The organism is Donghicola mangrovi, assembly GCF_013377535.1.
In the GTDB taxonomy this organism is placed as follows: domain Bacteria; phylum Pseudomonadota; class Alphaproteobacteria; order Rhodobacterales; family Rhodobacteraceae; genus Donghicola; species Donghicola mangrovi.
Map to the genome: position 1 here is coordinate 1 of NZ_JABCJE010000008.1, position 25,283 is coordinate 25,283.

The 25,283-nt window shown below is 62.2% G+C and carries 27 protein-coding genes; 15 read left to right on the forward strand and 12 right to left on the reverse strand.

The window, feature by feature from the left end; genetic code table 11:
• Window positions 1-95: 95 nt before the first annotated feature.
• From HJ536_RS14790 to HJ536_RS14815, 6 genes are all read right to left on the reverse strand, one after another.
• Window positions 96-416: a hypothetical protein gene (locus HJ536_RS14790; RefSeq protein WP_176855568.1), complete on the reverse strand. Its 321-nt coding sequence runs from the start codon at window positions 414-416 to the stop codon at window positions 96-98.
• Between the two features lie 73 nt (window positions 417-489).
• Window positions 490-1,959, reverse strand: a complete 1,470-nt coding sequence (locus HJ536_RS14795; protein ID WP_177158291.1) for an aldehyde dehydrogenase — start codon at window positions 1,957-1,959, stop codon at window positions 490-492.
• Between the two features lie 16 nt (window positions 1,960-1,975).
• Window positions 1,976-3,010 carry an LLM class flavin-dependent oxidoreductase gene (locus HJ536_RS14800; protein WP_177158292.1) on the reverse strand — a complete coding sequence of 345 codons (1,035 nt, stop codon included), beginning with the start codon at window positions 3,008-3,010 and terminating at the stop codon, window positions 1,976-1,978.
• Window positions 3,011-3,014: 4 nt separating this feature from the next.
• Complete coding sequence (locus HJ536_RS14805) at window positions 3,015-3,938, reverse strand: flavin reductase family protein (RefSeq protein ID WP_177158293.1); 924 nt, start codon at window positions 3,936-3,938, stop codon at window positions 3,015-3,017.
• Window positions 3,935-4,714, reverse strand: a complete 780-nt coding sequence (locus HJ536_RS14810) for an alpha/beta fold hydrolase (RefSeq protein WP_177158294.1) — start codon at window positions 4,712-4,714, stop codon at window positions 3,935-3,937. The genes HJ536_RS14805 and HJ536_RS14810 overlap by 4 nt, the downstream gene beginning before the upstream one ends.
• Window positions 4,686-5,285, reverse strand: coding sequence for an amino acid synthesis family protein (locus HJ536_RS14815; RefSeq protein WP_177158295.1), 600 nt, complete (start codon window positions 5,283-5,285; stop codon window positions 4,686-4,688). Before HJ536_RS14815 ends, HJ536_RS14810 begins: the two co-directional genes overlap by 29 nt.
• A gap of 108 nt (window positions 5,286-5,393) precedes the next feature.
• Here HJ536_RS14815 and HJ536_RS14820 point away from each other — a divergent pair, with 108 nt between their 5' ends.
• Window positions 5,394-6,248, forward strand: a complete 855-nt coding sequence (locus HJ536_RS14820) for a LysR family transcriptional regulator (RefSeq protein ID WP_177158296.1) — start codon at window positions 5,394-5,396, stop codon at window positions 6,246-6,248.
• Here HJ536_RS14820 and HJ536_RS14825 read toward each other — a convergent pair.
• Window positions 6,245-6,964 (reverse strand): GntR family transcriptional regulator, encoded by a 720-nt coding sequence (locus HJ536_RS14825; RefSeq protein WP_177158297.1) that lies wholly within the window; start codon window positions 6,962-6,964, stop codon window positions 6,245-6,247. The two genes, HJ536_RS14820 and HJ536_RS14825, sit on opposite strands and share 4 nt — an antisense overlap.
• Before the next feature lie 122 nt (window positions 6,965-7,086).
• On the opposite strand from HJ536_RS14825, the gene dctP reads away from it, so the two are divergent.
• From dctP to HJ536_RS14895, 14 genes are all read left to right on the forward strand, one after another.
• Window positions 7,087-8,109 (forward strand): TRAP transporter substrate-binding protein DctP, encoded by a 1,023-nt coding sequence (gene dctP / locus HJ536_RS14830; protein ID WP_176855576.1) that lies wholly within the window; start codon window positions 7,087-7,089, stop codon window positions 8,107-8,109.
• Between the two features lie 81 nt (window positions 8,110-8,190).
• Window positions 8,191-8,712, forward strand: a complete 522-nt coding sequence (locus tag HJ536_RS14835) for a TRAP transporter small permease subunit (protein ID WP_176855577.1) — start codon at window positions 8,191-8,193, stop codon at window positions 8,710-8,712.
• The gene (locus HJ536_RS14840; protein ID WP_176855578.1) at window positions 8,702-10,018 is read left to right on the forward strand and encodes a TRAP transporter large permease subunit; all 1,317 of its coding nucleotides are present in this window, start codon (window positions 8,702-8,704) and stop codon (window positions 10,016-10,018) included. Before HJ536_RS14835 ends, HJ536_RS14840 begins: the two co-directional genes overlap by 11 nt.
• Window positions 10,019-10,035: 17 nt before the next feature.
• Window positions 10,036-10,197 (forward strand): hypothetical protein, encoded by a 162-nt coding sequence (locus HJ536_RS14845; protein ID WP_176855579.1) that lies wholly within the window; start codon window positions 10,036-10,038, stop codon window positions 10,195-10,197.
• A 4-nt stretch (window positions 10,198-10,201) separates the two neighbouring features.
• Window positions 10,202-11,935, forward strand: a complete 1,734-nt coding sequence (gene araD / locus HJ536_RS14850; RefSeq protein ID WP_177158298.1) for an L-arabinonate dehydratase — start codon at window positions 10,202-10,204, stop codon at window positions 11,933-11,935.
• 9 nt (window positions 11,936-11,944) lie between these two features.
• On the forward strand, window positions 11,945-12,670 hold the full coding sequence (locus HJ536_RS14855; RefSeq protein ID WP_177158299.1) for a ribonuclease activity regulator RraA: 726 nt from the start codon (window positions 11,945-11,947) through the stop codon (window positions 12,668-12,670).
• A 128-nt stretch (window positions 12,671-12,798) separates the two neighbouring features.
• Window positions 12,799-14,313: an aldehyde dehydrogenase (NADP(+)) gene (locus HJ536_RS14860; RefSeq protein WP_177158300.1), complete on the forward strand. Its 1,515-nt coding sequence runs from the start codon at window positions 12,799-12,801 to the stop codon at window positions 14,311-14,313.
• Window positions 14,314-14,594: 281 nt separating this feature from the next.
• Entirely contained in the window at window positions 14,595-15,059 is a 465-nt protein-coding gene (locus HJ536_RS14865; protein ID WP_176855583.1) for a response regulator transcription factor, read from the forward strand.
• Between the two features lie 353 nt (window positions 15,060-15,412).
• Window positions 15,413-15,697: a hypothetical protein gene (locus HJ536_RS14870; protein ID WP_177158301.1), complete on the forward strand. Its 285-nt coding sequence runs from the start codon at window positions 15,413-15,415 to the stop codon at window positions 15,695-15,697.
• Complete coding sequence (locus HJ536_RS14875; protein ID WP_177158302.1) at window positions 15,687-17,612, forward strand: chemotaxis protein CheA; 1,926 nt, start codon at window positions 15,687-15,689, stop codon at window positions 17,610-17,612. The genes HJ536_RS14870 and HJ536_RS14875 overlap by 11 nt, the downstream gene beginning before the upstream one ends.
• Complete coding sequence (locus HJ536_RS14880; protein ID WP_176855586.1) at window positions 17,609-18,088, forward strand: chemotaxis protein CheW; 480 nt, start codon at window positions 17,609-17,611, stop codon at window positions 18,086-18,088. Before HJ536_RS14875 ends, HJ536_RS14880 begins: the two co-directional genes overlap by 4 nt.
• Window positions 18,089-18,100: 12 nt before the next feature.
• Window positions 18,101-19,843: a methyl-accepting chemotaxis protein gene (locus HJ536_RS14885; protein ID WP_177158303.1), complete on the forward strand. Its 1,743-nt coding sequence runs from the start codon at window positions 18,101-18,103 to the stop codon at window positions 19,841-19,843.
• A gap of 8 nt (window positions 19,844-19,851) precedes the next feature.
• On the forward strand, window positions 19,852-20,313 hold the full coding sequence (locus tag HJ536_RS14890; protein WP_176855588.1) for a chemotaxis protein CheW: 462 nt from the start codon (window positions 19,852-19,854) through the stop codon (window positions 20,311-20,313).
• Between the two features lie 15 nt (window positions 20,314-20,328).
• Window positions 20,329-21,204 (forward strand): CheR family methyltransferase, encoded by an 876-nt coding sequence (locus tag HJ536_RS14895; protein ID WP_177158304.1) that lies wholly within the window; start codon window positions 20,329-20,331, stop codon window positions 21,202-21,204.
• Window positions 21,205-21,249: 45 nt separating this feature from the next.
• Here HJ536_RS14895 and HJ536_RS14900 read toward each other — a convergent pair whose 3' ends face one another.
• The 5 genes from HJ536_RS14900 to HJ536_RS14920 form a co-directional block, all read right to left on the reverse strand.
• A complete protein-coding gene (locus tag HJ536_RS14900) occupies window positions 21,250-22,260 on the reverse strand; it encodes a heme-dependent oxidative N-demethylase family protein (protein ID WP_177158305.1) in 1,011 nt (336 codons plus the stop codon).
• A gap of 9 nt (window positions 22,261-22,269) precedes the next feature.
• Window positions 22,270-23,217: a PDR/VanB family oxidoreductase gene (locus HJ536_RS14905; RefSeq protein WP_177158306.1), complete on the reverse strand. Its 948-nt coding sequence runs from the start codon at window positions 23,215-23,217 to the stop codon at window positions 22,270-22,272.
• Window positions 23,214-23,816, reverse strand: a complete 603-nt coding sequence (locus tag HJ536_RS14910) for a dimethylamine monooxygenase subunit DmmA family protein (protein WP_177158307.1) — start codon at window positions 23,814-23,816, stop codon at window positions 23,214-23,216. Before HJ536_RS14910 ends, HJ536_RS14905 begins: the two co-directional genes overlap by 4 nt.
• 70 nt (window positions 23,817-23,886) lie before the next feature.
• Window positions 23,887-25,020: an aminomethyl transferase family protein gene (locus HJ536_RS14915; RefSeq protein WP_177158308.1), complete on the reverse strand. Its 1,134-nt coding sequence runs from the start codon at window positions 25,018-25,020 to the stop codon at window positions 23,887-23,889.
• Window positions 25,021-25,093: 73 nt separating this feature from the next.
• Window positions 25,094-25,267, reverse strand: a complete 174-nt coding sequence (locus tag HJ536_RS14920) for a hypothetical protein (protein WP_176855610.1) — start codon at window positions 25,265-25,267, stop codon at window positions 25,094-25,096.
• Window positions 25,268-25,283 lie beyond the last annotated feature (16 nt).

The window sequence follows — 25,283 nt, forward strand, 5'->3', positions numbered from 1 at the left end:
ATTCATTGCAAATTAAAAAGACGCGAGCGCATGTGCAGCCGCGTCCTTTCGAATTCTGGTCCGCGGGGAAAGCGCGCCCCCCGATCCCTTTAGTTTCAAACGGTGACAGAGGTGTAGTTCACCAATTCAAACAGGATATTCACGTTCACGCCGCAAGGGGCTGTCGCGTGAGGCACCAGCACCTGCGACAGGCGTGTGGCAAGTTCCTTGGCAAAGGCTGAATCCCGGTGCTCTTTGGGCAGCATGGCCAGACGCAGATAGATGTGGCTGTGATTGAATTCGGCAATCGGATGCGCGCGCCCTTTGCAGGCCCCTGAGGAGGGGTCGAAGTCGTGGATCGTCTTTTCGATCTGCTGCAGCACCTCTTTGACGGGCAGGGTCTGGTCGGCAGAATAATACAGGTCGGCGTGGGGCATTGGGTCCTCGGGGTTCAAAGGCAGTTCGAGACGCAAGATGCGCAGGACGGGGGCCCTGCGCAACCGCTTTGGCCTAGCGCATGACGAACGGGTTCGCCATTGGCTGCTCGGATGTATTGATCCACACGGTTTTTGTGCGGGTATAGTCCAGCACCGCCTCGGCGCCAGCCTCGCGGCCATAGCCCGACTGGTTGAAGCCCCCAAACGGTGCGATCGGCGAGATGGCGCGGTAGGTGTTCACCCAGCAAATACCTGATCGCAGGCGGCTGGACACCCGATGGGCCCGTGCCAGATCGCGGGTGAAAACGCCCGACCCAAGGCCGAAGTCCGAATGATTGGCCAGCGCGATGGCCTCTTCTTCGGTGTCGAAGGGCAGTAGGGACATGACGGGGCCGAACATCTCGACCTTCAGGGTTTCGGTGTCGGGGTCAGCGCATTCCACCAGCGTCGGGGCCATGTAGTTGCCGTCCCGCTCCAGCGGGGCGCCGCCGAAGTGGATGGTAGCCCCTTGGGATCGGGCTTTGGCCAATGTGTCGCCGATTTTCGCGACCTGCGCCTTGGTGCAGAGGGGGCCGATGTGGGTGGTACCGTCCAGCGGGTCGCCGACCACGATGCCAGCGGCCTTTTCGGCGATGCGTTCGATCAGGGCCTTCAGGATCGGGCGGTGAATGAGCCCGCGTGATCCGGCCACGCAGCTTTGGCCCGAGGCACCGAAATTCCCGGCGATCAGCCCGTTCGCAGCGCCGTCCAGATCGGCGTCCTCGAACACGATGATCGGGGATTTCCCCCCCAGTTCCAGTGAGGTGACGGCGAAATTCTCGGCCGAGTTGCGGATCACATGGCGCGCGGTTTCCGGCCCGCCGGTAAAGGCGATGCGGTCCACGTCGGGGTGGCGGGTCAGAGGGATGGCGCAGCCCTCGGCATCGCCGGTGATGACTGAGACCACGCCTGCGGGGAACCCAGCCTCGGCGATCAGGCGGGCGAATTCCAGCATCGGGGCGGGGGCCACTTCTGAGGCCTTGAGCACAACCGTGCAGCCAGCGGCCAAGGCGGGCCCCAGTTTCGTCGCCGTCAGGAACATCTGCGCGTTCCACGGCACGACGGCGGCGACCACGCCGATGGGTTCGCGGCGGGTAAACACATGCATGTCGGGTTTGTCGATGGGCAGAACCGCGCCTTCGATCTTGTCCGCGAGGCCCGCGTAATAGCGATAGTAGTCGCCCACATAGCGGGTCTGGGTCGCGGTTTCGGCCAGCAGCTTGCCGCTGTCGGTGGTTTCGATCCGGCCCAGATGTTCTGCGTTTGCTTCGATCAAGTCCGCCAGTTTGTACAAGAGCTTGCCCCGCGCCGTCTGGCTGAGGCCCCGCCACGCTGGATCGTCCAGCGCCCGTTTGGCGGCGCCGACGGCGCGGTCCACATCCTGAGCCGAAGCGCAGGCGAAGGTCGCCCAATCCTGCCCCGTGGCGGGGTTCTGGGTGGTCATGGTCTGGCTGGTCGCGCCCTCGCAGAAGGCTCCGTCGATGAACAGCTGGAAATGCTGCATGGGTCTCTCCTCGGGCTTAGTGGAAGGCGGGCATCACGTCGTCGATAAAGCGGGACAGGGACGCCCGCTTGCGCTCGGCGCTCATGCCGCTGTCGATCCAGAACGAGAACTCGTCATAGCCCAGATCCTCGTAGCGTTTGAGTTTGTCGATCACCTGCTGCTTGGTGCCGACGGTCAGATCGCGGGCCAGATTGTCGGGGGCCATCATGGCGTTGGCGTTGACTTCGTCGTCCGACAGGGTGGCGATCAGGCCTTGGGAGATGGGTCGCTTGTTCTGGAACCACGCGCTGAAATACGCGTAATAGCGAGACAGATCGCGGGTGGCTTGACCGACATCCTCGTCATCGCTGCCCACATAGGTGTGGTGCAGCAGCATGATCTTGGGGCGGGGCCCTTCGTGGGTGGCGCAGGCAGCGTTGAACCGGTCCATCAGGGAGTTGATCTCCTCCATGCCTTGCCACAGGGGGGTCACCTGAATGTTGAACCCGTTGTGGACCCCGAATTCGTGGCTGTTGGGATCGCGGGCGGCGATCCAGATCGGCGGGCCGTCTTGCTGCACCGGCTTGGGCGAGGACGTGCTGCACGGGAAGGTATAGTACTGCCCTTCGTGGGCATAATCCCCCTGCCAAAGCTTGCGCAGAATGGGGGCGGTTTCGCGCATCCGCTGGCCAGCCTCCCACGCGTCCAAACCGGGCATCACGCGCTCGTACTCATAGGAATAGGCCCCGCGGGCGATCCCCAGTTCCAAGCGGCCTCCGGTCATCAGGTCGGCGGCGGCGGCCTCTCCGGCCAGTTTGATCGGGTGCCAGAAGGGGGCAATCACGGTGCCGGTGCCAAGGCGGACGTTCTTGGTGTGGTGCGCCAGATCGACCAAGGACATCAGCGGGTTCGGGGCAATCGTGAACTCCATCCCGTGGTGTTCGCCGGTCCAGATCGCGCGCATCCCGCCGTCATCGGCCATTTTGCATAGGTCCACAAATTCCGAATACAGGGTCGCGTGGGACTGGTCGGGGGTCAGGCGCTCCATATGCGCAAAGAGAGAGAATTCCATGGGTTCAGCCCCTTTCCTGTAATGCGTGGATTTCACCCCGGTCCGCATCCCCGAGGTAGAGTGTGAAATCGCGCGTGCGGGATTCCGCCGCGAAACGGGCCATCATCCGGCCCACGGGGGCCGAGGCAAAGCGCAGGCCCGGCAGGTCGTCGATCGGCACGGCGACCAATCCCGAGGTCGGTTCGACCGCGCTGACCTTGGCCAGAAGCCAAGCAAAGTGTTCACCTGTGGCGGCGTCCTCGTAGACGGAATAGACCGGCCCCAGATCGGCAGCCACGTGACGCGCGGCTAGCCCTGCGGCCAGCGTATCGCGCAGGCCCATCCGGTCCGGCGTCCGGAACAGGGGCAGGCGGTAGCCCTGATCGGTTTGCTCCAGCAGCACCCGATCCATGTAGCGCAGCACCGCGCCGCACAGGTTGACCTTGGCTGAGGGGTCGCGCGCCGACCTCTCTAGCCCGAGGCTAAAGAACTGCCCGTTCGCATAACCCAATCCCCGCCCGCCGGGGCTGGTGAAATCGGTGACCTCACCGATCAGAATGGTGTGGTCCCCCGCCGCCGTCGCCGAATGGGTGGTGCAAGAGAATGTCGCGATGGCCCCGTCGATCAGGGGAATGCCGCGCGCATCCAGCGTGTGGGGGACTGCAGCGAACCGGTCGCCTTTGAAGCTGGCAAAGGTGGTGGCGGTGTTCTCTTGCCCTTCGGCCAGAATGCTGATCGCGAAGGCGGTGCAGGTGGCGAAGGTGTCGTAGGTGGACAGGAACTTGCCCGGACAGACCAGCAGCAAAGGCGGGTCCATCGACACCGAAGTAAAGGAGTTCGCCGTGAACCCCACAGGCGTGCCATCGGCCGTGCGCGCCGTCACTACGGTCACGCCGGTCATGAACCGCCCAAAGGCGCTGCGCAGGGCGCGCGGGTCGAACGCGGTCATTTCAGGCACCTTTCTATGAACTGCTCTAGCGCCGCATTCACCTGCGCGGCGTGGGTCATGGGCATCATGTGCGTAGCATCGGGCAGGACCAGCGTGGCGCCGTCAGGCACCAACGCCGCCATTTGCTGCGACATCTCGGGGGTGGAATTCGGTTCCTCTGCCCCTGTCATGAACAGGGCGGGGCAGGGCAGGCCCGTCAGGGCGTCATCATCGGGGCCGTCGCAGGACGCAAAGACCCTATAGGCATCGCGGTACCCGCGCGGATCGGCGCTGCGCAGCCAGTCGCCGCAGGCCGCGCGTTCGGGGCTGGGGCTGTTGCCGAACCAGCGAACCAAGGGCGGCTCCGGGTCGGCAACCGTTTCCCCATCCAGCGAGGCGGCACGGGCCAGAACGGCGGCCTTGGCGGCCTCGGACCGGCGGAAGATGGCGTTCAGCGCCGCCACCCCCAAGACCCGATCCGGATAGCGCGCAGCCAGATCCAGCGCGATCATCGAGCCCATCGAATGGCCCACCACAATCGCCGGTCGGTCCAGTGCGGCCGCCACCCGATCGGTGTAATCGGCCAGCGCGGGCGGGGTCTCGAACAAGGGGCTGTCCCCGTGTCCCGCCATATCCGGCGCCATGATCCCGTAGCGCCCCGACAGCGCGTCGATCTGCGCGCCCCAAGCCTCGGCCCGCAGGCCAACGCCGTGCAGCAGGACCACCAGCGGGCCGTCCCCGCAAGTGATCGCTGCCAGATCCCCAACCCTAGACCGAGGCCGGGTTGTCCAGATCATTTCCCAGTTCCTTGAGGTCCTGATACCGGTCGCCGATGCGGTGATGAGGCCGCCCCGAGGTCGCCGCTCCCAGCACAACGACGATCTCATCGGCACGGGGGGCATCGGGGATCGCGAACTGGATGGTCAGGTAATGCGAGCGACGGCCCGCATCGTTCTTGTCCATCAGAGGCACCATGATCGCCGCGTTCGCGGGGCCACGGGTGTTGGTGAACGACAGATAGGATTTGGCCTCGACCGCCTGACGATAGTGGTTGCCAAAGCGCAGGGTGTGGATCAGCCCCGAGGCGTGCTCGACCTCTCCGTCCAGACCGACGACGGCAGCTTTGCCATAGGCTTCGATCTTGTCCCCGCCTCCGGCCAGCGCGACCATGCGTTCGGTCAGCAACTGCCCCAGCACCGGACCATAGGCGTGGATTTCGGGTTTAAGATCCTCGACGTACCGGCCAGCCCAAGGATTCTTGACCACGGCTGCCACGGCGAACATGCGCCACGGGGTTTCGGCTTTGCGAAAGCCCTCGATCAGGACCTCTTCGTCATAGGTCACGATTTTACGGATTTCAGGTTCCATGCGCTTCCCTCGTTTCTGTTGGGAAAAGCTATGATCGGCATGGACATTTTGGACAAACGAAGGAAACTCACCCTCAGGCATAAGCATGACTAATGGCTGGGTTGCACCATGAAGAAATCCCTACCGCCCCTGAACTGGTTCCGCGCGTTCGAGGCCTCTGCCCGCAGGCTGAGTTTCACCGCTGCGGCCGAGGAGTTGGCGATGACTCAATCGGCGGTCAGTCAGCAAATTCGGGCGCTGGAGACGCGGCTGGGGGCGGTTCTGTTCATCCGGCAGGCGCGGGGGCTGGCCCTGACCGATGACGGGCGCAAACTGCTGCCCAAGGTCGAGGCCGCGCTGGAAACCCTGTCCGCCGCAACAGCTCAGTTCGGGTTGGTGGCCGAAGGGGATCACCTGACCATCGCCTCCTCCGTCAGCATGATCGATTGGGTGATCGGGCCCGCGCTGCCGGAATTTCTGGCAGACCGGCCCGAGGTGTCCTTGCGGCTGCTCAGTACGATCTGGCCCGATGATTTCACGGCCGCGCAGGCGGACTTGCAGATATTCTTTGGCACGCGCAAGCAAGCGGGCCCACGCGCGCGGGCGCTGACACCGAACCGCCTGATTGCGCTGAAGTCACCCCAGCTAGACGGTGGGGTTGCAGCCCTGCCGCTGATTGAATCCGTGGGGACGTCGGACGGATGGTCCGGTTGGGGGCAGGCGATGGGGGTTCAGGGGCTGCGCCCTAGCCTGTTCGTGGACACCTATGGCGCGGCATTGGGGCTGGCGGCCCAAGGGAACGGGGTCGCGCTGGTCAGTGCGGTGTTGGCGGGGCATGCCTTGGCCTCGGGGCGGCTGGTGATGGCCGACCCCCGCAGCATTCCCGCGAAAGAGGGGTATTTTCTGACCATCCAGACCGACACCCCCGCCGCGCACCGGTTTGCGGACTGGCTGATTGGCCTGACGGAAACCCGGATAGCCTAGAAGAAATCCGCGTGGCGGGCGCGGATATCGGCGACCTTGGCCAAGGTGCCCGTCAGGTGCTCGCGCACGGCGGCCTCGGTGGCGGCCAGATCGCTGGCCTGAATTCCGTCAAGGATCTGCGCATGAAGCTGCAAAATCTGCATCCGCTTGCCCGGATCGGGCAGGTGCAGTTTGCGCAGTCGGTCGATATGCCCCGACCGGTCCGAGATCACAAGATGCAGGTTCCCGACGCCCGCGGCCTCGTAGAGCGACATGTGGAAGTCGCGGTCGAGCTTGGAAAAGGCCTCCAGATCGCCCGCATCCCGAGCAGCCTCTTGCATGGCGAGAATCGCGCGGGCCTTGGCGATCAGGGATTTGTCCTGCGCTTTGGCCAGACGGCGGGTGACTTCCAACTCAACCGACAGGCGCAGGAAATGGGTTTCCAACGCGTGATCCACGTCGATGCGGGTCACTTCGGTCTTGGATTGGGGGTAGGTGACGATCAGCCCTTCTTCCTCGAGCTTGATCAAGGCATCGCGCACAGGGGTCTGGCTGACCCCGTATTCCATGGCGATTTCGTTGCGCGACAAATACTGGCCGGGCTTCAATTCCAAAGAGACGATCCGTTCCCGCAGGGAATCGTGCAACTGCACGCTTGCAGATCCGCGCTTGATCCGCTGCCGAGAGGGGGCCTTGGCCGTTTGGCCGCCCGATGCTGTCTCTGGAAGAATTCCCATACCTGTCCTGCGTTTGCTCGTCTGTAACGGGAATTCTATACAACCCTCTTGCGGGAGATGCACTAATATATTAGTACATCAATTGCCGCAGGGAGGGCCCGCGGCAAAACGGGAGGACACCGATGACAAAAACCACTTTCGCAGTTCTGGCGACCACCACCGCGCTGGCCTGCACCGCCGCAAGCGCCGAAACCCTGAACATCCAGACGTCGTTCAACGCAGGCGACTTCTCGACCCAGTACATCACTGAAAACTGGCTGCCCAAGATCGAGGAAATGACCGAAGGCCGCATCAGCATCGTGCTGACCCCGAACGGCTCGGTTGTGCCTGCCAAGGAAACCCCCGACGCGGTTGCCGCTGGCGTTCTGGACGGCGACTTCACCTCGGTGAACTATTTCGCAGGCCTCGAGCCCGCATACGCCATCATGGGCGACCTGATTTCCGGCTACGACACCCCCGAGCAGATGCTGGGCTTCTGCAAGGACGGCGGCGGCGAAGCCATGATGCAGAAAGCAGCGGACTCGGTCACCGGCGGCGAAGTGCACGTTGTGGCATGTGGCCCCTACTCGCGCGAGGCGCTGCCCGCACGCACCCCGATCCGCACCTTCGAAGACCTGGCAGGCAAGAAAATCCGTTCGCCCGAAGGTCTGGCAGCGGCTGTCTTCTCGGCGGCGGGCGCAAGCCCCGTGTCGATCCCCTTCTCCGAAGTGTTCGGCGCTCTTGAAAAGGGCATCGTCGATGCGGCGGATGCCTCGGCCTATGTGAACAATGACGCGACCGGCCTGCACGATGTGGCGCCCTATCCGCTGTACCCCGGCATCCACTCGATGCCCTCGATGCAGTTCACTATCAACAAAGAGAAATGGGACGGCATCTCGGCCGAAGATCAGGCCGCGCTGCACCAGTGGTGGTATGACGCCATGTACGCAATGGCGGCCGAAGTCGCCAAGCAGGACGCCGCTCTGGCTGCCCGCGATGACGCAAGCGACAAGATCGAAGTCATCAACTGGGCCCAAGAAGACCGCGATCAGCTGCGTGATGTCGCCCGCGTCCAGTGGGAAGAGTACGCCAAGAAATCCGAACTGGCCAAAGAAGCTCTGGATGCGCACATCGCGTACATGACCCAGATCGGCCTGTTCAAGTAATCCACGGTCCCCCTCTGGTGCTGCCCTGTCCCGACAGGGTGGCACCTCTTTATCTTTCAACCTGATTTCCGGGGAGTTGCGATGAAACGCATTCTTGCCCTCTACGCCGACATTATGGACGGCGTGAGTGTATTCGTCGGTCAGGCCTGCTCTGTGCTCTTTTTCGCGTGTATCGGTGTGTCTGCCTATGAGGTGGTCGCGCGATACGGCTTTGATGCACCGACGCTTTGGTCCACCGAACTGGCTATGACCCTGTGTGCAAGCGCCTGGGTGCTGTCGGTGGGCTATGTCACCGAACGCCATCGCCATATCTCGATCACCATGCTGGAAATACTGGTGGGCGAGCGCGTCTGGCGGGTGTTCCGCCTGATCCAGATGATTGTCGCCACCGGCGCGGTGATCACTCTGTCGATGGCCCTGTACCACCCAGCAGCCAAGGTTCTGAGCCGCACCGAATACTCGGGCACCGCGCTCAACTCGATCCAGCCGACCTATCTGAAGGTCCTGATCTTTGTGGGCTGCATTTTCTATATTCTGCAACTTCTGGCCAACATCATCCGTTGGGCGCAGCGCACCGAAGGAGACGTGACCGGTGGGCATTGAGATTATCACCCTTCTGATCGTCGTATCGCTTCTGGGCCTGATGGCCTTGGGGATCCCGCTGGGGATCACGACACTGACGGTCTCGCTGGCGACGGCGGTTCTGTACTTTGGCGAGCGCGCGGGCTTTTTCATCGTGGCCGCGAACGTCAGCGAAGTGCTGCATAAATACGAGCTGATCGCGGTTCCGTTCTTTGTTTTCATGGCGAACGTCTTGGAACGATCCGGCATCGCCAACACTCTGTTCGATTCAATGGCCATCATGGGCGGACGTTTCCGCGGCTCGGTTGCGGTGCAGACCTGTGTGGTTGCCGTGGTTCTGGCTGCGATGTCGGGCATCATGGGCGGTGAGATCGTGATGCTGGGCCTGATCGCCCTGCCGCAGATGCTGCGCCTTGGTTATGACCGCAAGCTGTCGATCGGCATCATCTGTGCCGCTGGTGCGCTGGCGACCCTGATCCCCCCGTCGGTCGTGCTGATCGTGTACGGTCTGGCGGCTCAGGTCTCGATCACCAAGCTGTTTGCGGCCTCGGCTGTGCCCGGTTTGATCCTGGCGATCCTGTATATTGGCTACATTCTGGTCCGCGTTCGGGCGAACCCCGATCTGGCGCCGATCTATGACATCCCCGAAACGGGCCTGCCGTTCCACAAGCGTCTGAAGTTCCTCAAGGGCGTGATCCTGCCCGGCATCCTGATCGGGTCTGTTCTGGGTGTGATCTATTCCGGCGTTGCCACCGTGACCGAAGCCGCCGCAATCGGTGCCGTCGGAGCGATGGTCGTGGCCGCCATCCGCAAGGAACTGACCTGGACCATGACCCGCGACGCCATGCGCCAGACCGTTCTGACCGTTGGCTCGATCATCTGGCTGGTGATTGGTGCGGTGTCGCTGATCGGGATCTACAACCGCATCGGCGGGGGCGAGTTCCTGCGCGGCGTTCTGACCTCGCTTGATATCGGGCCGATCTGGGTGATCGTCGTGATGATGCTGATCGTGATGGTTCTGGGGACCTTCCTTGAGTGGATCGCGATCATCTTTATCACCGTGCCGATCTTTGCCCCTGTGGTGATCGACCTTGGCTTTGATCCGGTGTGGTTCGGTGTGCTGTTCGCCATGAACATCCAGATTTACTACCTGTCGCCGCCCTTTGGCCCTGCGTGTTTCTTCCTGAAATCCGTCGCGCCCAAAGACATCGAGCTTCAGGAAATCTTTGCCGCTGTTCTGCCCTTTATCGCACTTCAGGCTGTGGGACTGTTCCTTGTGCTGGTCTTCCCTGATCTGGCCCTGTGGCTGCCTGCGATGCTGGATTGAGGGGAAAGGAAATGAACATGTCCGATCAAGAACTCACCCGTCAGGAAGAAGACGTTGTGGCCCCCGAATTCGACCTCGAGGAAATCCGCGACGGCCACAGCTTTGGTAACTGGCCCGAAGTCATCGGCCTGATCTTCACCGTGTTTGTCTGCTGGCTGACCTTTGCTTTCAGGGGATAAGAATATGACCAAAAAAGACCCGATGGACCTGCGCTCGGCGCGTTGGTTTGCCCCCGATGATCTGCGCAGCTTTGGCCATCGCAGCCGTATGATGCAGCTTGGCTATGCCGACGAAGACTACATCGGCAAGCCACTGATCGGTGTGCTGAACACCTGGTCCGAGCTGAACACCTGCCACTCGCACTTCAAAGAGCGCGTGCAGGACGTGAAGCGCGGGGTCGCCCAAGCGGGCGGCTTTGCGGTCGAGATGCCGTCCCTGTCTGTGGACGAAAGCTTCACCAAGCCGACCTCGATGCTCTATCGCAACATGCTGGCCATGGAGACCGAGGAAATGATCCGCTCGCATCCCTTGGATGGTGTGGTGCTGATGGGCGGCTGTGACAAGACCACCCCCGGTCTGGTCATGGGCGCGATCAGCGCGGGCGTTCCGATGATCTATCTGCCCGCAGGTCCGATGCTGCGCGGCAACTACGCGGGCAAAATTCTGGGCTCTGGCTCGGACGCGTGGAAATATTGGGACGAGCGCCGCGCCGGTAATATCAGCGATGCGGAATGGCTGGGTGTTCAGGGCGGGATCGCCCGCTCGGCTGGCACCTGTATGACTATGGGCACCGCCAGCACCATGACGGCGATTGCCGATGCGATGGGGCTGACCTTGCCGGGGGCGTCCTCGATCCCCGCGGTGGACAGCAACCACCAGCGCATGTCCGCCGCCTGCGGTCGCCGCATTGTCGAGATGGTGTGGGAGGATCTGACCCCCGACCAGATCGTCACCGATGCCGCTTGCCGCAACGCTGCGATTGTCGCGATGGCCACCGGCTGCTCGACCAACGCGGTCGTCCACTTGATCGCGATGGCCCGCCGTGCGGGCGTCAACCTGACGCTGGATGATCTGGACGCATTGGGCCGCACCACGCCGCTGATCGCGAACGTTCGTCCTTCGGGCAAAGACTACCTGATGGAGGACTTCTATTATGCGGGTGGCCTGCGCGCGCTGATGAAGCAGCTCGAGGACCGCATGGATTGTTCGGCGCTGACCGTCACCGGCAAGTCCATGGGCGAGAACCTTGAGGGCGCTGTCGTCTATAATGACGACGTCATCCGCCCCCTGTCGAACCCCGTCTACCACGAGGGCTCTCTGGCGGTGCTGAAGGGGAACCTGTGCCCCAGCGGTGCGGTGATCAAACCGGCGGCGTGTGATCCCAAGTACCACGTCCACGAAGGGCCCGCGCTGGTGTTCGACAGCTACCCAGAGATGAAGGCCGCCATCGACGACGAAACCCTCGATGTGTCGCCCGACCACGTTCTGGTGCTGCGCAACGCGGGTCCGCAGGGTGGTCCCGGCTTCCCTGAATGGGGGATGTTGCCGATCCCCAAGGCGCTGATCAAGCAAGGCCACCGCGATATGCTGCGCATCTCGGACGCGCGGATGTCGGGGACGTCCTATGGGGCCTGTGTGCTGCACGTCAGCCCCGAAAGCTATGTCGGCGGCCCGCTGGCCCTGCTGAAAACCGGCGACGTCGTGCGTCTGGATCTGCCCAACCGCTCGCTCGACATGCTGGTGGACGAGGCAGAGCTAGAGGCCCGCCGCGCCGCGTTGACCCCGCCGGAACCGCGCTTTGAGCGGGGCTATGGCTATATGTTCTCGAAACACGTGACGCAGGCCGATCAGGGCTGTGACTTCGACTTCCTGCAATCCGACTTCGGCAAGCCCGCGGGCGAGCCCGACATTTTTTAAAGGTTCGACATGACCGATTATATCCTCTCGGAAGAGACCCGCGCCAAGTTCAAGAAAATCTCGACCGCGTCGATCGCAACGGCGCTGTTCAAGCGTGGCCTGCGCAACCAGTTCATTCAGGGTGCCGCGCCGTGTGGCCCCATGACCGAGAACATGGTCGGGCAGGCGTTTACCCTGCGCTACATCCCTGCGCGCGAGGATCGCAACCCGATCACCGTGTTCCGCAATGCCGACCATCCCCAGCGTGTGGCCGTTGAAACCTGCCCCGCAGGTTGGGTTCTCGTCATGGACGGCCGCAAGGACGCCCGCGCCGCGACCGCCGGTTCGATCCTTGTGACCCGTCTGGCCGTGCGCGGTTGCGCAGGCGTGGTGTCGGACGCGGGTTTCCGCGATGTCGAGGGCATCGGTGCGCTGGACATGCCCGCCTATTGCGCCAAGGCGTCGGCCCCCACCAACCTGACCCTGCACGAAGCTATGGACATCAACGTTCCGATTTCGTGCGGCGATGCAGCTGTGTTCCCCGGTGACGTCCTGCTGGGTGACCGCGACGGCGTCATGGTGATCCCCGCGCATCTGGCCGAGGAACTGGCCGATGAATGTCTGGGCATGGAAAGCTATGAGGCCTTTGTGCTGGAGCAGGTGAATGCGGGCGCCGAGATCATCGGCCTTTATCCCTGCACCAAAGACGAGAACATGAAGAAATACGAAGCCTGGCGCGCAGCCAAAGGCTTGTAATCTGGCGGGGCCCAAGGGAAACCTTGGGCCTTGTGGCCGGTGGCGTTTGCCTCCGGCGGGAGTATTTTAGCAAGAAGAAGCAAGGATCGCCTGACGTGGCAGCGGCGCGCGGGCAGAGGAGTTTGGATATGACTTTTACCCCCCACGGCAAGCATCTGGTGGCCGGCGAATGGATCGGCACCGAAGCGACGTTCCAGTCGGAGCCTGCCCATGGCGAGGCTTTTGCGTTCTCGGTCGGGACCCCTGCGCTGGTTGATGCGGCGTGTCAGGCCGCAGAGGAGGCGTTCTGGTCCTATGGCTATTCCTCGCGCGAGGAGCGGGCGGCGTTTCTGAACGCCATCGCCGACGAGATTGATGCGCGCGGCGAGGCTGTGACGGCGATTGGCACCTCCGAGACCGGTCTGCCCGAGGGCCGCCTGATCGGCGAGCGGGGCCGCACCGTTGGCCAGTTGCGTCTGTTCGCGAGCCACATTCTGGCCGGTGACTATCTGGACCGCCGCCATGACGAGGCGCTGCCGGATCGAGCGCCTTTGCCCCGTCCGGATCTGCGGATGATGCAGCGCCCGATTGGTCCGGTGGCTGTGTTTGGGGCGTCGAACTTTCCCTTGGCGTTTTCGACTGCGGGTGGGGATACGGCGGCGGCGTTGGCAGCGGGTTGCCCCGTTGTGGTCAAGGGCCATTCCGCGCATCCCGGCACCGGCGAGATCATTGCCGAAGCCATTCATGCCGCGATCGAGAAATGCGGCGTCCACAAGGGTGTGTTCAGCCTGATCCAGGGCGGCAAGCGTGATGTGGGAACTGCGTTGGTCCAGCATCCGCTGATCAAGGCTGTTGGCTTTACCGGATCGCTGGCCGGTGGCCGTGCGCTGTTTGATCTGTGCGCGCAGCGGGACGAGCCCATTCCGTTCTTTGGCGAGCTGGGGTCCGTGAACCCGATGTTCATGCTGCCGAACGCTGTGGCCAATCGCGGCGCTGCGTTGGGGCAGGGTTGGGCCGGTTCGCTGACCATGGGGGCAGGGCAGTTCTGCACCAACCCCAGTATCGCGGTTGTATTGGAAGGGGCCGAGGGCGAAGCCTTTGCCGAGGCTGCGCGGGACGCTCTGTCGGCGGTTGGCGCTCAGGTCATGTTGACGGACGGGATCGCGGCGGCCTATCGCAGTGGTCGTGACCGCGTGGCGGCGGGTACCGGCGTGCAAGAGCTGCTGACTTCGGTTTGTGATCTGCGCAACGCGACTCCTTATCTGTATCGCACCTCTGCGGCCCAGTGGCTGGCGGACGAGCATCTGGCCGAAGAGGTGTTTGGTCCGCTGGGTCTGATCGTTGTGGCCACTGACATGGACGAGATGATGCAGGTTGCCCGCAGCCTGAAGGGCCAGCTGACCTGCACCATCCACATGGACGACAGCGACGCCGACGCCGCCCGCGCCCTGTTGCCTGTGCTAGAGCGCAAGGCAGGCCGCGTTCTGGCCAACGGCTTCCCCACCGGGGTCGAGGTCAGCGACACCATGGTTCATGGCGGACCCTATCCGGCGTCGACGAACTTTGGCGCGACCAGCGTTGGCACCCTGTCGATCCGCCGCTTCCTGCGTCCGGTGTGCTATCAGAACATTCCGGCGTCCGTGCTGCCGACCGATCTGATCTGACACCTGACACCGACTCAGGTCTGATGAATCAAAACCCTGCGGCGCAATCCGCAGGGTTTTTTGTGTGGCGCATCCATAAGATAGGCAGCCTGTGTTTGCGCCAATCCCGATGAACGCATTGCGAAATTTGCAGATTAGACCGCAGATCGGGGTAGCGCCGCCTCGTAGGGAGGTAGCCGAGTATCCTAAGGCGGCACAGAACAAACCGACGGCCATATTGCTGCGACAGCAAAGATTGGCGGAAAATAAGCCTTATCGATCTATCAAATCAAAGGTGCCGTTTGTCCCGTACTATTGTAGCCATTTTCGAACGTAATCCGGATCATGCCGATGCTCTGGTCTCTATGTTGCGGGGCTTTCCCCAGCTGGAGGTTCTGTATTTCCAGAACGCCGAGCGGATGCTTGAGGATACTGCGGCCGTGGATGTCTACGTTCTGGGGCTGGACGATATGGGGCCGGACCAACTGGAGGTGCTGCACCGTCTGCGCCTGACCAAGCGGGGCCAACACGCGGGGATCGCCCTGTGCTCGGCCAAGACCGAGACCGACCTGCTGCAAGCGTTCGAGGCCCACGACTTCGACAGCTTTGTGTCCAAGGATTGGGTGTCGCCGGCGCAATTGTATCTGGCGATCACGGCAGCACTGCGCAGCGCCCGCTGGCGATTGAACCACAAATGTGCGGTCCACAGCATGCCAAACCTGTGCTGCAAGTTTACAGAAGATGCGCCAGCGGCAGCCGCCGAATGACCCCGCGCGCCTGAAAATGGCGCGCAAAACCCCCTCATATTAGAGTTTTCAGATATTTAGAGGCCGATTCTAGCGATTCGTGGCGGGCCTGCTGACACAGACCATTGGTCGAAGTAACTAATTCTTTTTGCAAAGCTAGCTTTGTCCAAAGCGATAATTGCCGACCTCTCAACCAGTCAAGTGACCCTACGTCAGATGACCGACGATACACGCGTTCGGACGTTTTCACGTTCCTAATCCCCCGATTCCGCCTGTCTTACGGCATAGGCGGTTAGCGCCAACGGGCGCATCATTGATGTGGGAGAAATTTGGGTTTTGGCAGCCAGCCTGCCGGAACGGGAACGGACTACATCATGACACTTTCGCTACACTGCGAGGGCTTTCAGGACATTGTCCCGGAGGCACAGACACTGTCTGCCTCGCTCAAATCGGGAACTGTGGACTCGGTTGAACTGCCAACCGGATTTCCCTCGCCTATTGGCTTGTTGCAGTTCGCTTTGTCCATTCGTGCCAGCGCCGAAGCGCAGGGCAGGGCAGTCACCATCACATGCCCGGACCCCGAGGTTCACAAGGTTGCCCAAGAGTGCGGCCTGTCCGGTGTGCTGGCCCCGCTGACCGGAGGTGACCATGTCCAATGAGGTTCTGCTAATCTTCCTAGAGGAGTTGCGCGAACTGAAAGAGCAGTTCGACACCAGCCTCTTGTCCTTGCGCAAGGACTTTACCGACCAGTCCAGCATCGACGGCGCCTTCCGCGCGCTGCACACGATCAAGGGCAGCGGCGCCATGTGCGGGCTGACCCAGCTGTCGGAATTCGCCCACGCCTTCGAGACCCTGTTTGACGAGTTCCGCAAAGGGAACGCCCCCGTCAACCAAGAGGTCATCCGCCTGTCTTTCGAGGCCAGCGACCTGCTGCCCGATCTGGTGAACCCCAGCGATATCACCGCCGCGCGCAGTGCCGCGATCCTGAGCGGTCTGGCCAATTCTGTTCACGCGGACGAGGGTGCCGGGGCAGGGACCAACCTGACCAAGACATTCTCATTCCGGCTCAAGGGCAAGGTTCTGGAGTTGGGGGCAAACCCCGCGCTCATCCTGCAAGAGCTGCGCGAACTTGGCGCGACCGAGATCGAGGCCGACACTTCCGCGGTGCCAGGGCTCGACGATCTGGACCCCGAGACCTGCTATATCGGTTGGCACATGAAGCTGCCCGCCGATGTGGACGAGGCCGCGCTGAACACCGTCTTCCTGTTTTTCGACGTCGACAAGGACTATGGCTCCGCGCCCGCTGCGTCCGGCACACCGGCACAGCCTGCGAGGCCGCCGGCGGGGGCTTCTGCCAGCTCCCACCCCAAGGCCCCCGCCGCGCAGGCCGAGGCGTCGATCCGTGTGGGCACATCCAAGCTGGACAGTCTGGTCGATCAGGTGGGCGAGTTGGTCATCGCCGAAGCCCGCCTGAGCGAGCTGGCCCGTCTGTCCAAGGACCCGAACCTTTTGGCTTTGGCCGAGCAGATCAACCGTCTGTCGCTGGGGCTGCGCGATACGGCCATGTCGATCCGCATGGTGCCCTTTGGCACGCTGGCCTCGCGCTTTGAGCGGTTGGTGGCGGACTTGTGTATGACCCTGTCCAAGGATGTGACCTTCGAGGTCATCGGCCGCGAGACCGAACTGGACAAAACCATGATCGAGAAGCTGGCCGATCCGCTGGTGCACATCATCCGCAACTCGATGGACCACGGGATCGAACCGGCCGAAATCCGCACCGCGAACGGCAAAAAGGCCACCGGCAGCATCCAGATTTCGGCTGAACACATCGGCTCCGAAGTGATCGTTACGGTCAAGGACGACGGCAAAGGGCTGGACGCGGACCGCATCCACGCCAAGGCCATCGAAAAGGGCATCCTGTCCCCCGACGAGGCCGTCAGTCAGGATCGCCTGTTCAATCTGATTTTCGAGCCGGCCTTCTCCACCCAGTCCCAAGTGTCTGAACTGTCGGGCAGGGGCGTCGGCATGGACGTGGTCAAGAAAACCATCGACGGCTTGCGCGGCAAGGTCGATGTCCAGAGCACCGCAGGCAAAGGCACCGAGATCACTCTGCGTCTGCCCCTGACCTTAGCCATCGTCGAAGGTCTGCTGATCGAGGTCGACCACGAGAAATACACCATCCCCGTTTCCATCGTGAACGAGATCGTGGACCTGCCCGCCGACAAATACGCAGGCACCACCTCCAGCGATTTCCTGAACGTGCGCGGGGATTTCGTGCCGTTTGTTCGCCTGCGCAAGGTCTTGGGCTGTCCGCCCCTGTTCACCGGCCCGCAGGTGCTGATCGTTATCTCGGCCAGCGGCGAACATGTGGGCATCGTCGTGGACCGCATCATCGGCAAGAGCCAGACCGTGATCAAACAGATGTCCCCCCTGCATGAGGACATCACCCAGATTTCGGGCGCCACGATCCTTGGGGACGGGACGGTCGCGCTGATCCTTGATCCGATCCACCTGATCGAGGCCGGTCGCGAAGTCCGTCACGCCATCATGTCCCCAGAGGAGGTTTCCGCATGACCATGCATTCGGGCGCCGAAGCCACTTTTCTGATCATCGTGATCGGCGGGCAGCGTCTGGCAATCAACACCATCATGATCCGCGAAATTCTGGACCCGCTTCCGGAAACGCGGGTGCCTTCGGCGCGGCCCTTCGCGCCCAAGGTGGTGAACATTCGTGGCACCGTTGTGCCCCAAGTCACCATCAACGATATCCTGAACCTGCCCACGAGCGAGCGCACAGACAAAAGCCGTATCGTGGTGGTCACCGTCACAACCGCCAGAGGGCCTGTGCAAATTGCCTTGCTGGCGGATGCGGTGCTGAGTGTGTCGAGCATCCCCGCAGGCACCATCGAGCCCCTGTCCCGCGTCAGCCACAACTGGCCGTCGGACCTGCTGGTGGGCCTTTACCGGGACAACGATGCCTTTGTCATCGTGCCCGACCTTGAACAGATCATCATGCGCAACATCGCGGTCAAACGCGACCCAGCATCCTGAAAGGAGCAGATCATGCGCTTTACCATCAAACTCAAACTTATCCTCGCTTTTGTGGGTGTGCTGGGCCTCGCTGGCTACGCGATGCAGACGACCATGACGTCTTTCCATGCGCTCTCAGAGCGTCTCGATCAACTTGTCGAGGTGCGGTCTGAACAGCTCAAGGCCTCTGAACGTGCCAAGGCGCAGCTTCTGCTGGCCGAAGAATCCCTGCGCGATGCAACCCTTGCCGAAGAGCGGACCGAGCGTATCCGCTTTCTGGAAGAAGCCACCGAGGCCGACGCCTCCATTTCCGACTTTATGACGGAACTGCGTGAACTGGATGCGGGTGATCTGGCCCAGTATATCGGCGTTTTCGAGCCGCGTCTGTCCGCCGCAATGAACAACCACAATACCACAATTGCCATGCTGCGTGGGGGGAACGATTCCGCCGCCGTCGATCTGCTGCTGAACGAAGGTCGTCGCACCTTTCAAGAAGCGCGCGATGCTGCAAACGTTCTGTCAGATCAGATTCAGGCCATCATGAACCAGCAGGCCGTTGACTCGAACCGGCTCTACGAAGAGGCGCGCTCTTTTGCGCTGACCTTGATCGGGGTTGCGGCGGTTCTGGGGATCGGTGTTGCGCTGTATATGGTCATGTCCATCTCCAAGGGTCTGGGCCGTGCCAACGAACTGGCCCGCAGCGTGGCCGAGGGTGACCTGACCAAAACCGTTGATGTGACCACCAATGACGAGCTTGGCGATCTGCTGCACACCAGCAACGAGATGGTCGAACGTCTGCGGATGATCGTGGCCGATGTGAATGCTGCGGCCGACAACATGACGCTGGGCAGTTCCCAAGTGGCCGCGACCTCGGAGCAGCTGAGCCAGGGTGCGACCGAACAGGCCGCCTCGACCGAGGAAACCAGCGCCTCGTTGGCGCAGATGGCCGCAAACACCAAGCAATCCGCCGAGAACGCCGCCGAAACCGAGCAAATGGCGAACTCGTCGGCCATTTCCGCCCGTGAAAGCGGCCGTGTGGTGGCCGAGGCTGTCGAAGCGATGACCACCATCGCCGAGCGCATCATGATCGTGCAGGAAATCGCCCGTCAGACCGACCTTCTGGCCCTGAACGCCGCGGTCGAGGCCGCACGGGCAGGGGAGCATGGTCGCGGGTTCGCCGTGGTCGCCTCGGAGGTGCGCAAGCTGGCCGAACGCAGCCAGGAAGCCGCCAACGAAATCTCGACCCTGTCCAGCGCGACCGTGAAAACCGCGACCAAAGCGGGCGAGATGCTGAACACTCTGGTTCCCGAAATCGAGCAGACCTCGATGCTGGTCTCGCAAATCTCGGGGGCGATGCGTGAACTGGCGCTGGGTACGGACCAGATCACCACGGCAGTCCGCCAGCTGGATCAGGTCACCCAAGAGAACACCGCCTCTTCCGAAGAGCTGTCCTCTTCGGCGGTGGAGCTGTCCTCGCAAGCCGAGAACCTGAAGGATGCGATCACATTCTTCGAACTGCCGCGCGCCCGCAGCACCAAGCGCCGCCGGTCCTCGGCCCCTGCAGCCGCACCGTCCAAGTCGCGTAAACCCGCGAAAAAGGCGGCGAAATCCTCGGGTGGCGGCTTCTCCTATAGTCTGAGCCCCTCCAAGTCCAAGGCCAGCCCCAAGAAGGCCAAGCAGTACGACGAGGACATGGAAGAAGAGCTGGATTTCGACTTCGGTGACGACGCGATGGACGAGAACGACGAGAAATTCTCGCGTTACGCGGCAGAGTGAGGGCGTAAATGGATCTGACGGCTCCTTTCCTGACGCTGGAAATCGACGACGGGCTCTATGCCATCTCGATTGATCATGTGCGCGAAATTCTGGATGTGCGGGAAATCACCCGCCTTCCGAATGCGCCCATGCACCTGATGGGACTGATCGATCTGCGGGGCAGCTCTATTCCGATTGCGGACATGCGCTCGCTCATGGGGTTCATGAGCACCTATGACGACGCAAACACCCGCTTTGTGGTGGTCGAGGTCGCGGATCGTCTGATCGGCCTGCGCTGCGACAAGGTCCGCGAAGTGATCCGCATCGACGAGGGCAGCTTCGAGACGATCGAACTGGACCGTCTGCTGAACTGGCGAGAGCGGGCGGTGCTGGGAACCGCCCGTTACAACAAACGTCCTCTGACGCTGCTGGATATATCCGAGCTGTTCGGGGGCTTTGGCGGAGGTGGCTTCTTCGAAGCCGCAGAATAAAACCGGGGTCCCTGTATGAACGCTATCGTTCCGGAAATTCTTGTCGAAGAGGACATGACTGCCTTTATCGCGGACCCCATGAGCGCGTTTCGCGCCCATGTGCAGGCGGTCACGGGGATCTCGATCGGTCCGGCCAAAGAAAGCATGATCAGGCAGCGGCTGGGCAAGCCGCTGTCCCAGACCGACTTCTCGACGGTCGAGCAATACCTGCGGGCGATGCTGACCAATCCGGGCCTGCATCGCGAATTGGCGGCGGCCGTCGATCTGATGACGACCAACACCACCTATTTCTTTCGCGAACAAGCGCATTTCGACTTTCTGGCTGGCACCATCGTCCCCGACATGGCCGAGGATCACGGACCCGGCCGCCATTTCCGCCTGAACATCTGGAGCGCGGCTTCCTCCGAAGGGGCCGAGGCCTATACCACCGCCATGGTGCTGTCAGAGCTGCAGACCCTGCACACGGGCATGGACTATGCGATCATCGGCACGGATATTTCCCCGCGCATGGTCAAGCTGGCCCGCAACGGCATCTACAAGTTCAACCAGACCGACCGTATTCCGGGTTTCCTACGCCGCAAGTACCTGATGACGGGCGTGCACGGCGACATGCGCGGCAAGGTCCGGTTCTGTCCCGAACTGCGCCGCCGCACCAAGTTCGCCTGCATGAACCTCAAGCAAGATCGCTATCCGATCAGCCCCAACGTCGACGTCGCCTTCCTGCGCAATGTGCTGATCTACTTTGAGCCTGACGACCAACAACTGGTCATCGCCCGCGTCGTTTCCCGCATTCGCAAAGGCGGCCATCTGTTCGTCGGCCATTCTGAATCGATGATCGTAGACCATCCGGGCATGGAACAGATCGCCCCGAGCATCTTTCGGAAGATTTAACATAAGATGGATTACGCGATATTAGGGGTAGTCTAGGGCGTCCACTCAGACGCACGAAAATCCGGCCAGATACTCCACGATCGTCTTCTGGTTCACCGCGAAGCCTTTGTAGTCGGCCAGCACCGGATCAATGTCGCGCAGGACCAGATGCAGACGGCGGGCCCATTCGGGGTTGGTGCACAGGTCCTCTAGGCAGCACAGGTAGCACCGGATCGGGAATGCTAGGGCATTCGACCGAGGCAGCCGCCAGAAGGTTTGCAATTCGACCCGCAGGAACTGTTTTTGACCGACATTCTGGGGCGTTATGCTGCGCTTTTCAGGCCCCCATTTGTGGTAGTTCTCGGGGCTGGTATCAAGGCGCGGGTTGACCGTCATTGTCCAGTTCAGGCGCCGGTAGGCTTGTTGTTGTTCCACGGCCAACAGGAATTTCAAAGCTTTGTCGAAGACACCCATCTGGCGGGCTTTGGGCACCGGTGCGTGCCATTCGAAGAAGTTCATCCCAACGTCGAAATCCAGCGACCAGTCCGCTTGGGACGTGATCATGCCCGCGTCCAGCCATAGGTTGCGGTCCCGTTCATGCAGCAAGGCAAAATCGCCTTGGGTCTGGCGGGTGATGTATTCCAGCGGGCCATAGGGCAGCGTGGCCGGATCAAGAAAGGTAAACCGTTGCTCGATCCCCAAGGGGCGGTTGATCCAGTGCCACTGGTCGCCGTCGCGGTTCAGGGTGAACAGGTCGGGATAGTCGCGGGCCTTGGACACCATGATCAGTTCCAGCAGGTCCCAGCCCGCCAGCTCCATATGGGGCAGCGATTGGCAGCGGTTGGGGTCCTCGGCCAAGGTGATCGCGCGGTCCTGCATTTCCGAGACGTAGTGTTCGTCCACATCGAACGCGAATTCAAAGGTCGATCCCGTAGGCCCACCGGGGTGCGGCGCGATGTTCACCGAATAGGTGTAGGTGTCCTGATCAAAGGGAAACGGAAAGCGGCGGATCGCCTCGGGCGAGTTGTGATAGGTGTAATCGCCGCGGAAGGTTTCGGTGTTAAAATGGCGTGTCATCGGAAAACCTCAGAGATCGAGTTCCAGCCGCGCGCCTTTGAAACGCGACATGCAGGGCATGATTTTGGTCTGGCTGGCCTGTTCGTCGGGGCTGAGCCAGTGGTCGTGGTGCAGAATCTGGCCATTGCAGGCCGAGACGCCGGTTTCGCAGCGCCCGCAGGCCCCGCCACGGCAGGAATAATCGACAGGAACATGGGCGGCCTCTAGGGCCTCGAGCAGGCTTTGGTCGGCCCCTACCCTCAGGTGCTGGCCGGTCGAGGCGATAGTCACTTCAAAGGGCTCGCCGGGGGGCGGCGCGGTGAAGGCTTCGGAATGGATGGCAGAGGTTGGCCAATTGAGGCGCGCCGCCTGATCGGCGACGGCACGGATCAGGCCATCGGGACCGCAGGTGTAGACGTGGCTGCCCAAGGGTTGGCCGTCCAGAATGGCCCCCAAGTCCATGCGGCTGCCCTCTTCCGAGATGTGCAGGTGGATGTGGGGCGCATCGGGCAGCAGGGTCAGACCGGCGGCTTCGGATCGGGAATGGGCGGCGTAGTGCAGCTCATAGGGTTGTTGCAAGATGTCCAGCTGGTGCAGTTGCGACAGGAACGGCGTGATGCCGATGCCGCCCGCGATCAGCACATGCTTGCGCGCGCGCAGGTCCAGTTGGAACAGGTTCTTGGGGGCAGAAACGGTCAGCAAGTCACCCTCGGACACGCGTGTGTGCATATAGAGGGAACCGCCCCGCCCCCTATCCTCTCGCCTGACGGCAATCTCGTAGCCCGCCCCGTCATAGGGGTTCGACACCAGAGAATAAGAGTTGCGCCGGATCAGATCGCCCTCGGGCATGTCGACTGTGATATGGGCCCCGCCGGAAAACAGGGGCAAGGGCGCGCCGTCCGGATGGATCAGCCGGAAACGTTTGACCAAAGGCGACAGGGCGGTGATTTCGGCCACCCTCAGGGTCAGCTTCTTCATGGGCGGATCTCCTGCGTGGTGGGGATCAGGCCGGGGGTTTCGGCGTCCACGCAGACCCCTTGGAACGCGCCGATGCGGCGGGAAAAGTGGTCGCGCACAAACAGGGTCAGCCCGCAATGGCTGCATTCAAAGGGATCGGTGGTGACGTCTTCGGTGATGCCTTTGCAGTGGACGCATTGCATCCGGCGGGCGGCGGTGCCGCGATGTTCGGTCTGGATCGCATCCATCGGCAATCCACACGCGGTGGCAAGGGCGCAGAGCGCACCCATCATCCCTTCGGACCCGGCCAGATACATCTGCGTCCCCATCCGCGCGGTCGACAAAAGCTGCCGCACCAGCGGGCCAGCGGTGTCCAGATCGGGGGTGGTATGAACGGGGGTTTTCACCATCAGGTCCATCCGCGCCAACTTGTCCGAGGCGGGGGCGATCAGCACAATTTGGGCCTTGTCGGTGACGGCGCTATCGCTGGCCATCAGGTCCAGCAGGGCATCGGCCCCGGCGGTATCGGCCACCATAATCGCGGGGGCAGAGCCGTGGGATTTCAGGGGGGCATAGGTGGGACGGCTGTCAATCGAAGGCGAGAATTCGACGGTTGGCATAGGCGATCTTCCTGTCAGACAAGGCAATCAGGGGGCGCCTTGGTCGCGCCCCGATGGCGGCCAAAGGGGGTTAGCCCTTGGCTGTGCGGCGCTTTTTCTCGGGATCGTAGAAGGGCATGGTGTGGGCGATGCAGGGCACCGCCTGCCCGTCGATCAACACGGCTAGCGGCGTGCCCTGAACCGCGCAGTCTACGGGCATACGGGCGATGCCGACGTTGTGGCCGTTCAGCTCGGAATACATGCACATGGTCACAACGCCGACAGGCTGGCCATCCTGTAGCAGGGGCGCGCCCTCGGGGGCGGGGGTGGTGCCCTCCAGCTTGACGCCGAATATCTTGAACCGTTCCTTGCCCTTCAGGCGGTAATGTTCCTCGGCGCCGCGAAAGCCGGTTTTGCCGGGGGAAACGGTGAACTCCAGCCCAAGCTCCCAAAGGGTGTCACCGGCGGGCTCGTCCTCGAACGGGTATTTTTCCGAGTTATCATAGGGAAAGAACAGCAGGTAGCTTTCGGCCCGCAGCAAATCCAGCGTGGTAAAGCGCGTGGGGATGATGCCCATCCCTGCCCCTTCGGCCACGATGGTGTCCCAGATCAGAGGGGCGTCCTGACGGCGGCAGAAAATCTCGTAGCCGCGTTCGCCGGTGTATCCGGTGCGGGAAATCATTACGGGTTTGCCGAACAGGGTTGTCTGGATGTGGCTGAAATAGACCACATCGCGAATGCCTGGCACGTGCTGTTCCAGATAGTCCACGGCCAGCGGCCCTTGCAGGGAAATGTCGTGCAGATCGTCGTCAAAGGTCAGCACCACGTTGCGCCCCGCCGCATAGCGGGTCAGCTGTTCGTGCCCCCCGCCCGAGCCATGCACCACCATGAAGCTGTGCGGCCCCATCCGGTAAATCACGCAGTCGTCGATGAACTTGCCTCGATCGTCCAGCATCGTGGCATAGGTCGAACGGCCCGGCTTCAGGGCCTCGATATTGCGGGTGGTGGCTTTGTCGATCACGTATTGGGCGTGGGGGCCGATCACGTGGACTTTTTTCAGGCCCGAGACATCCATGACCCCCGCCTTGGTGCGGATCGCCAGATATTCTTCGGTCTGGTCCTTGTCATAGCTCCATGCGGTGCCCATCCCGCTCCAGTCCTCCAGCGCCGAGCCCATGGCGCGGTGCCGGTCTGCCAGTGCGGAAAATCTCCATGATGCGATCATTCTATCGGTCCTTGGGAAATTGCTTGGGTGTTGGGTGCGCTGGCAGGGTTGGGGCCTGCCAGCGCCCGAGGGCTCAGCCCTTTTTGGTGGCTTTGTAGGCGTGCTCTTCGTGTCGCCAGCCAAAGGCCACGGCCGCCACGACCAAGGCCAGACAGACGGCCAGCCAGAGGCCCTCGACCGATCCGTAGCCGGCATAGACTGCGCCGGTTACGCCGTCCCAGGTGGTTGCATCAAAGGGAGCTTCCATAGTGCATTCCTTTCAG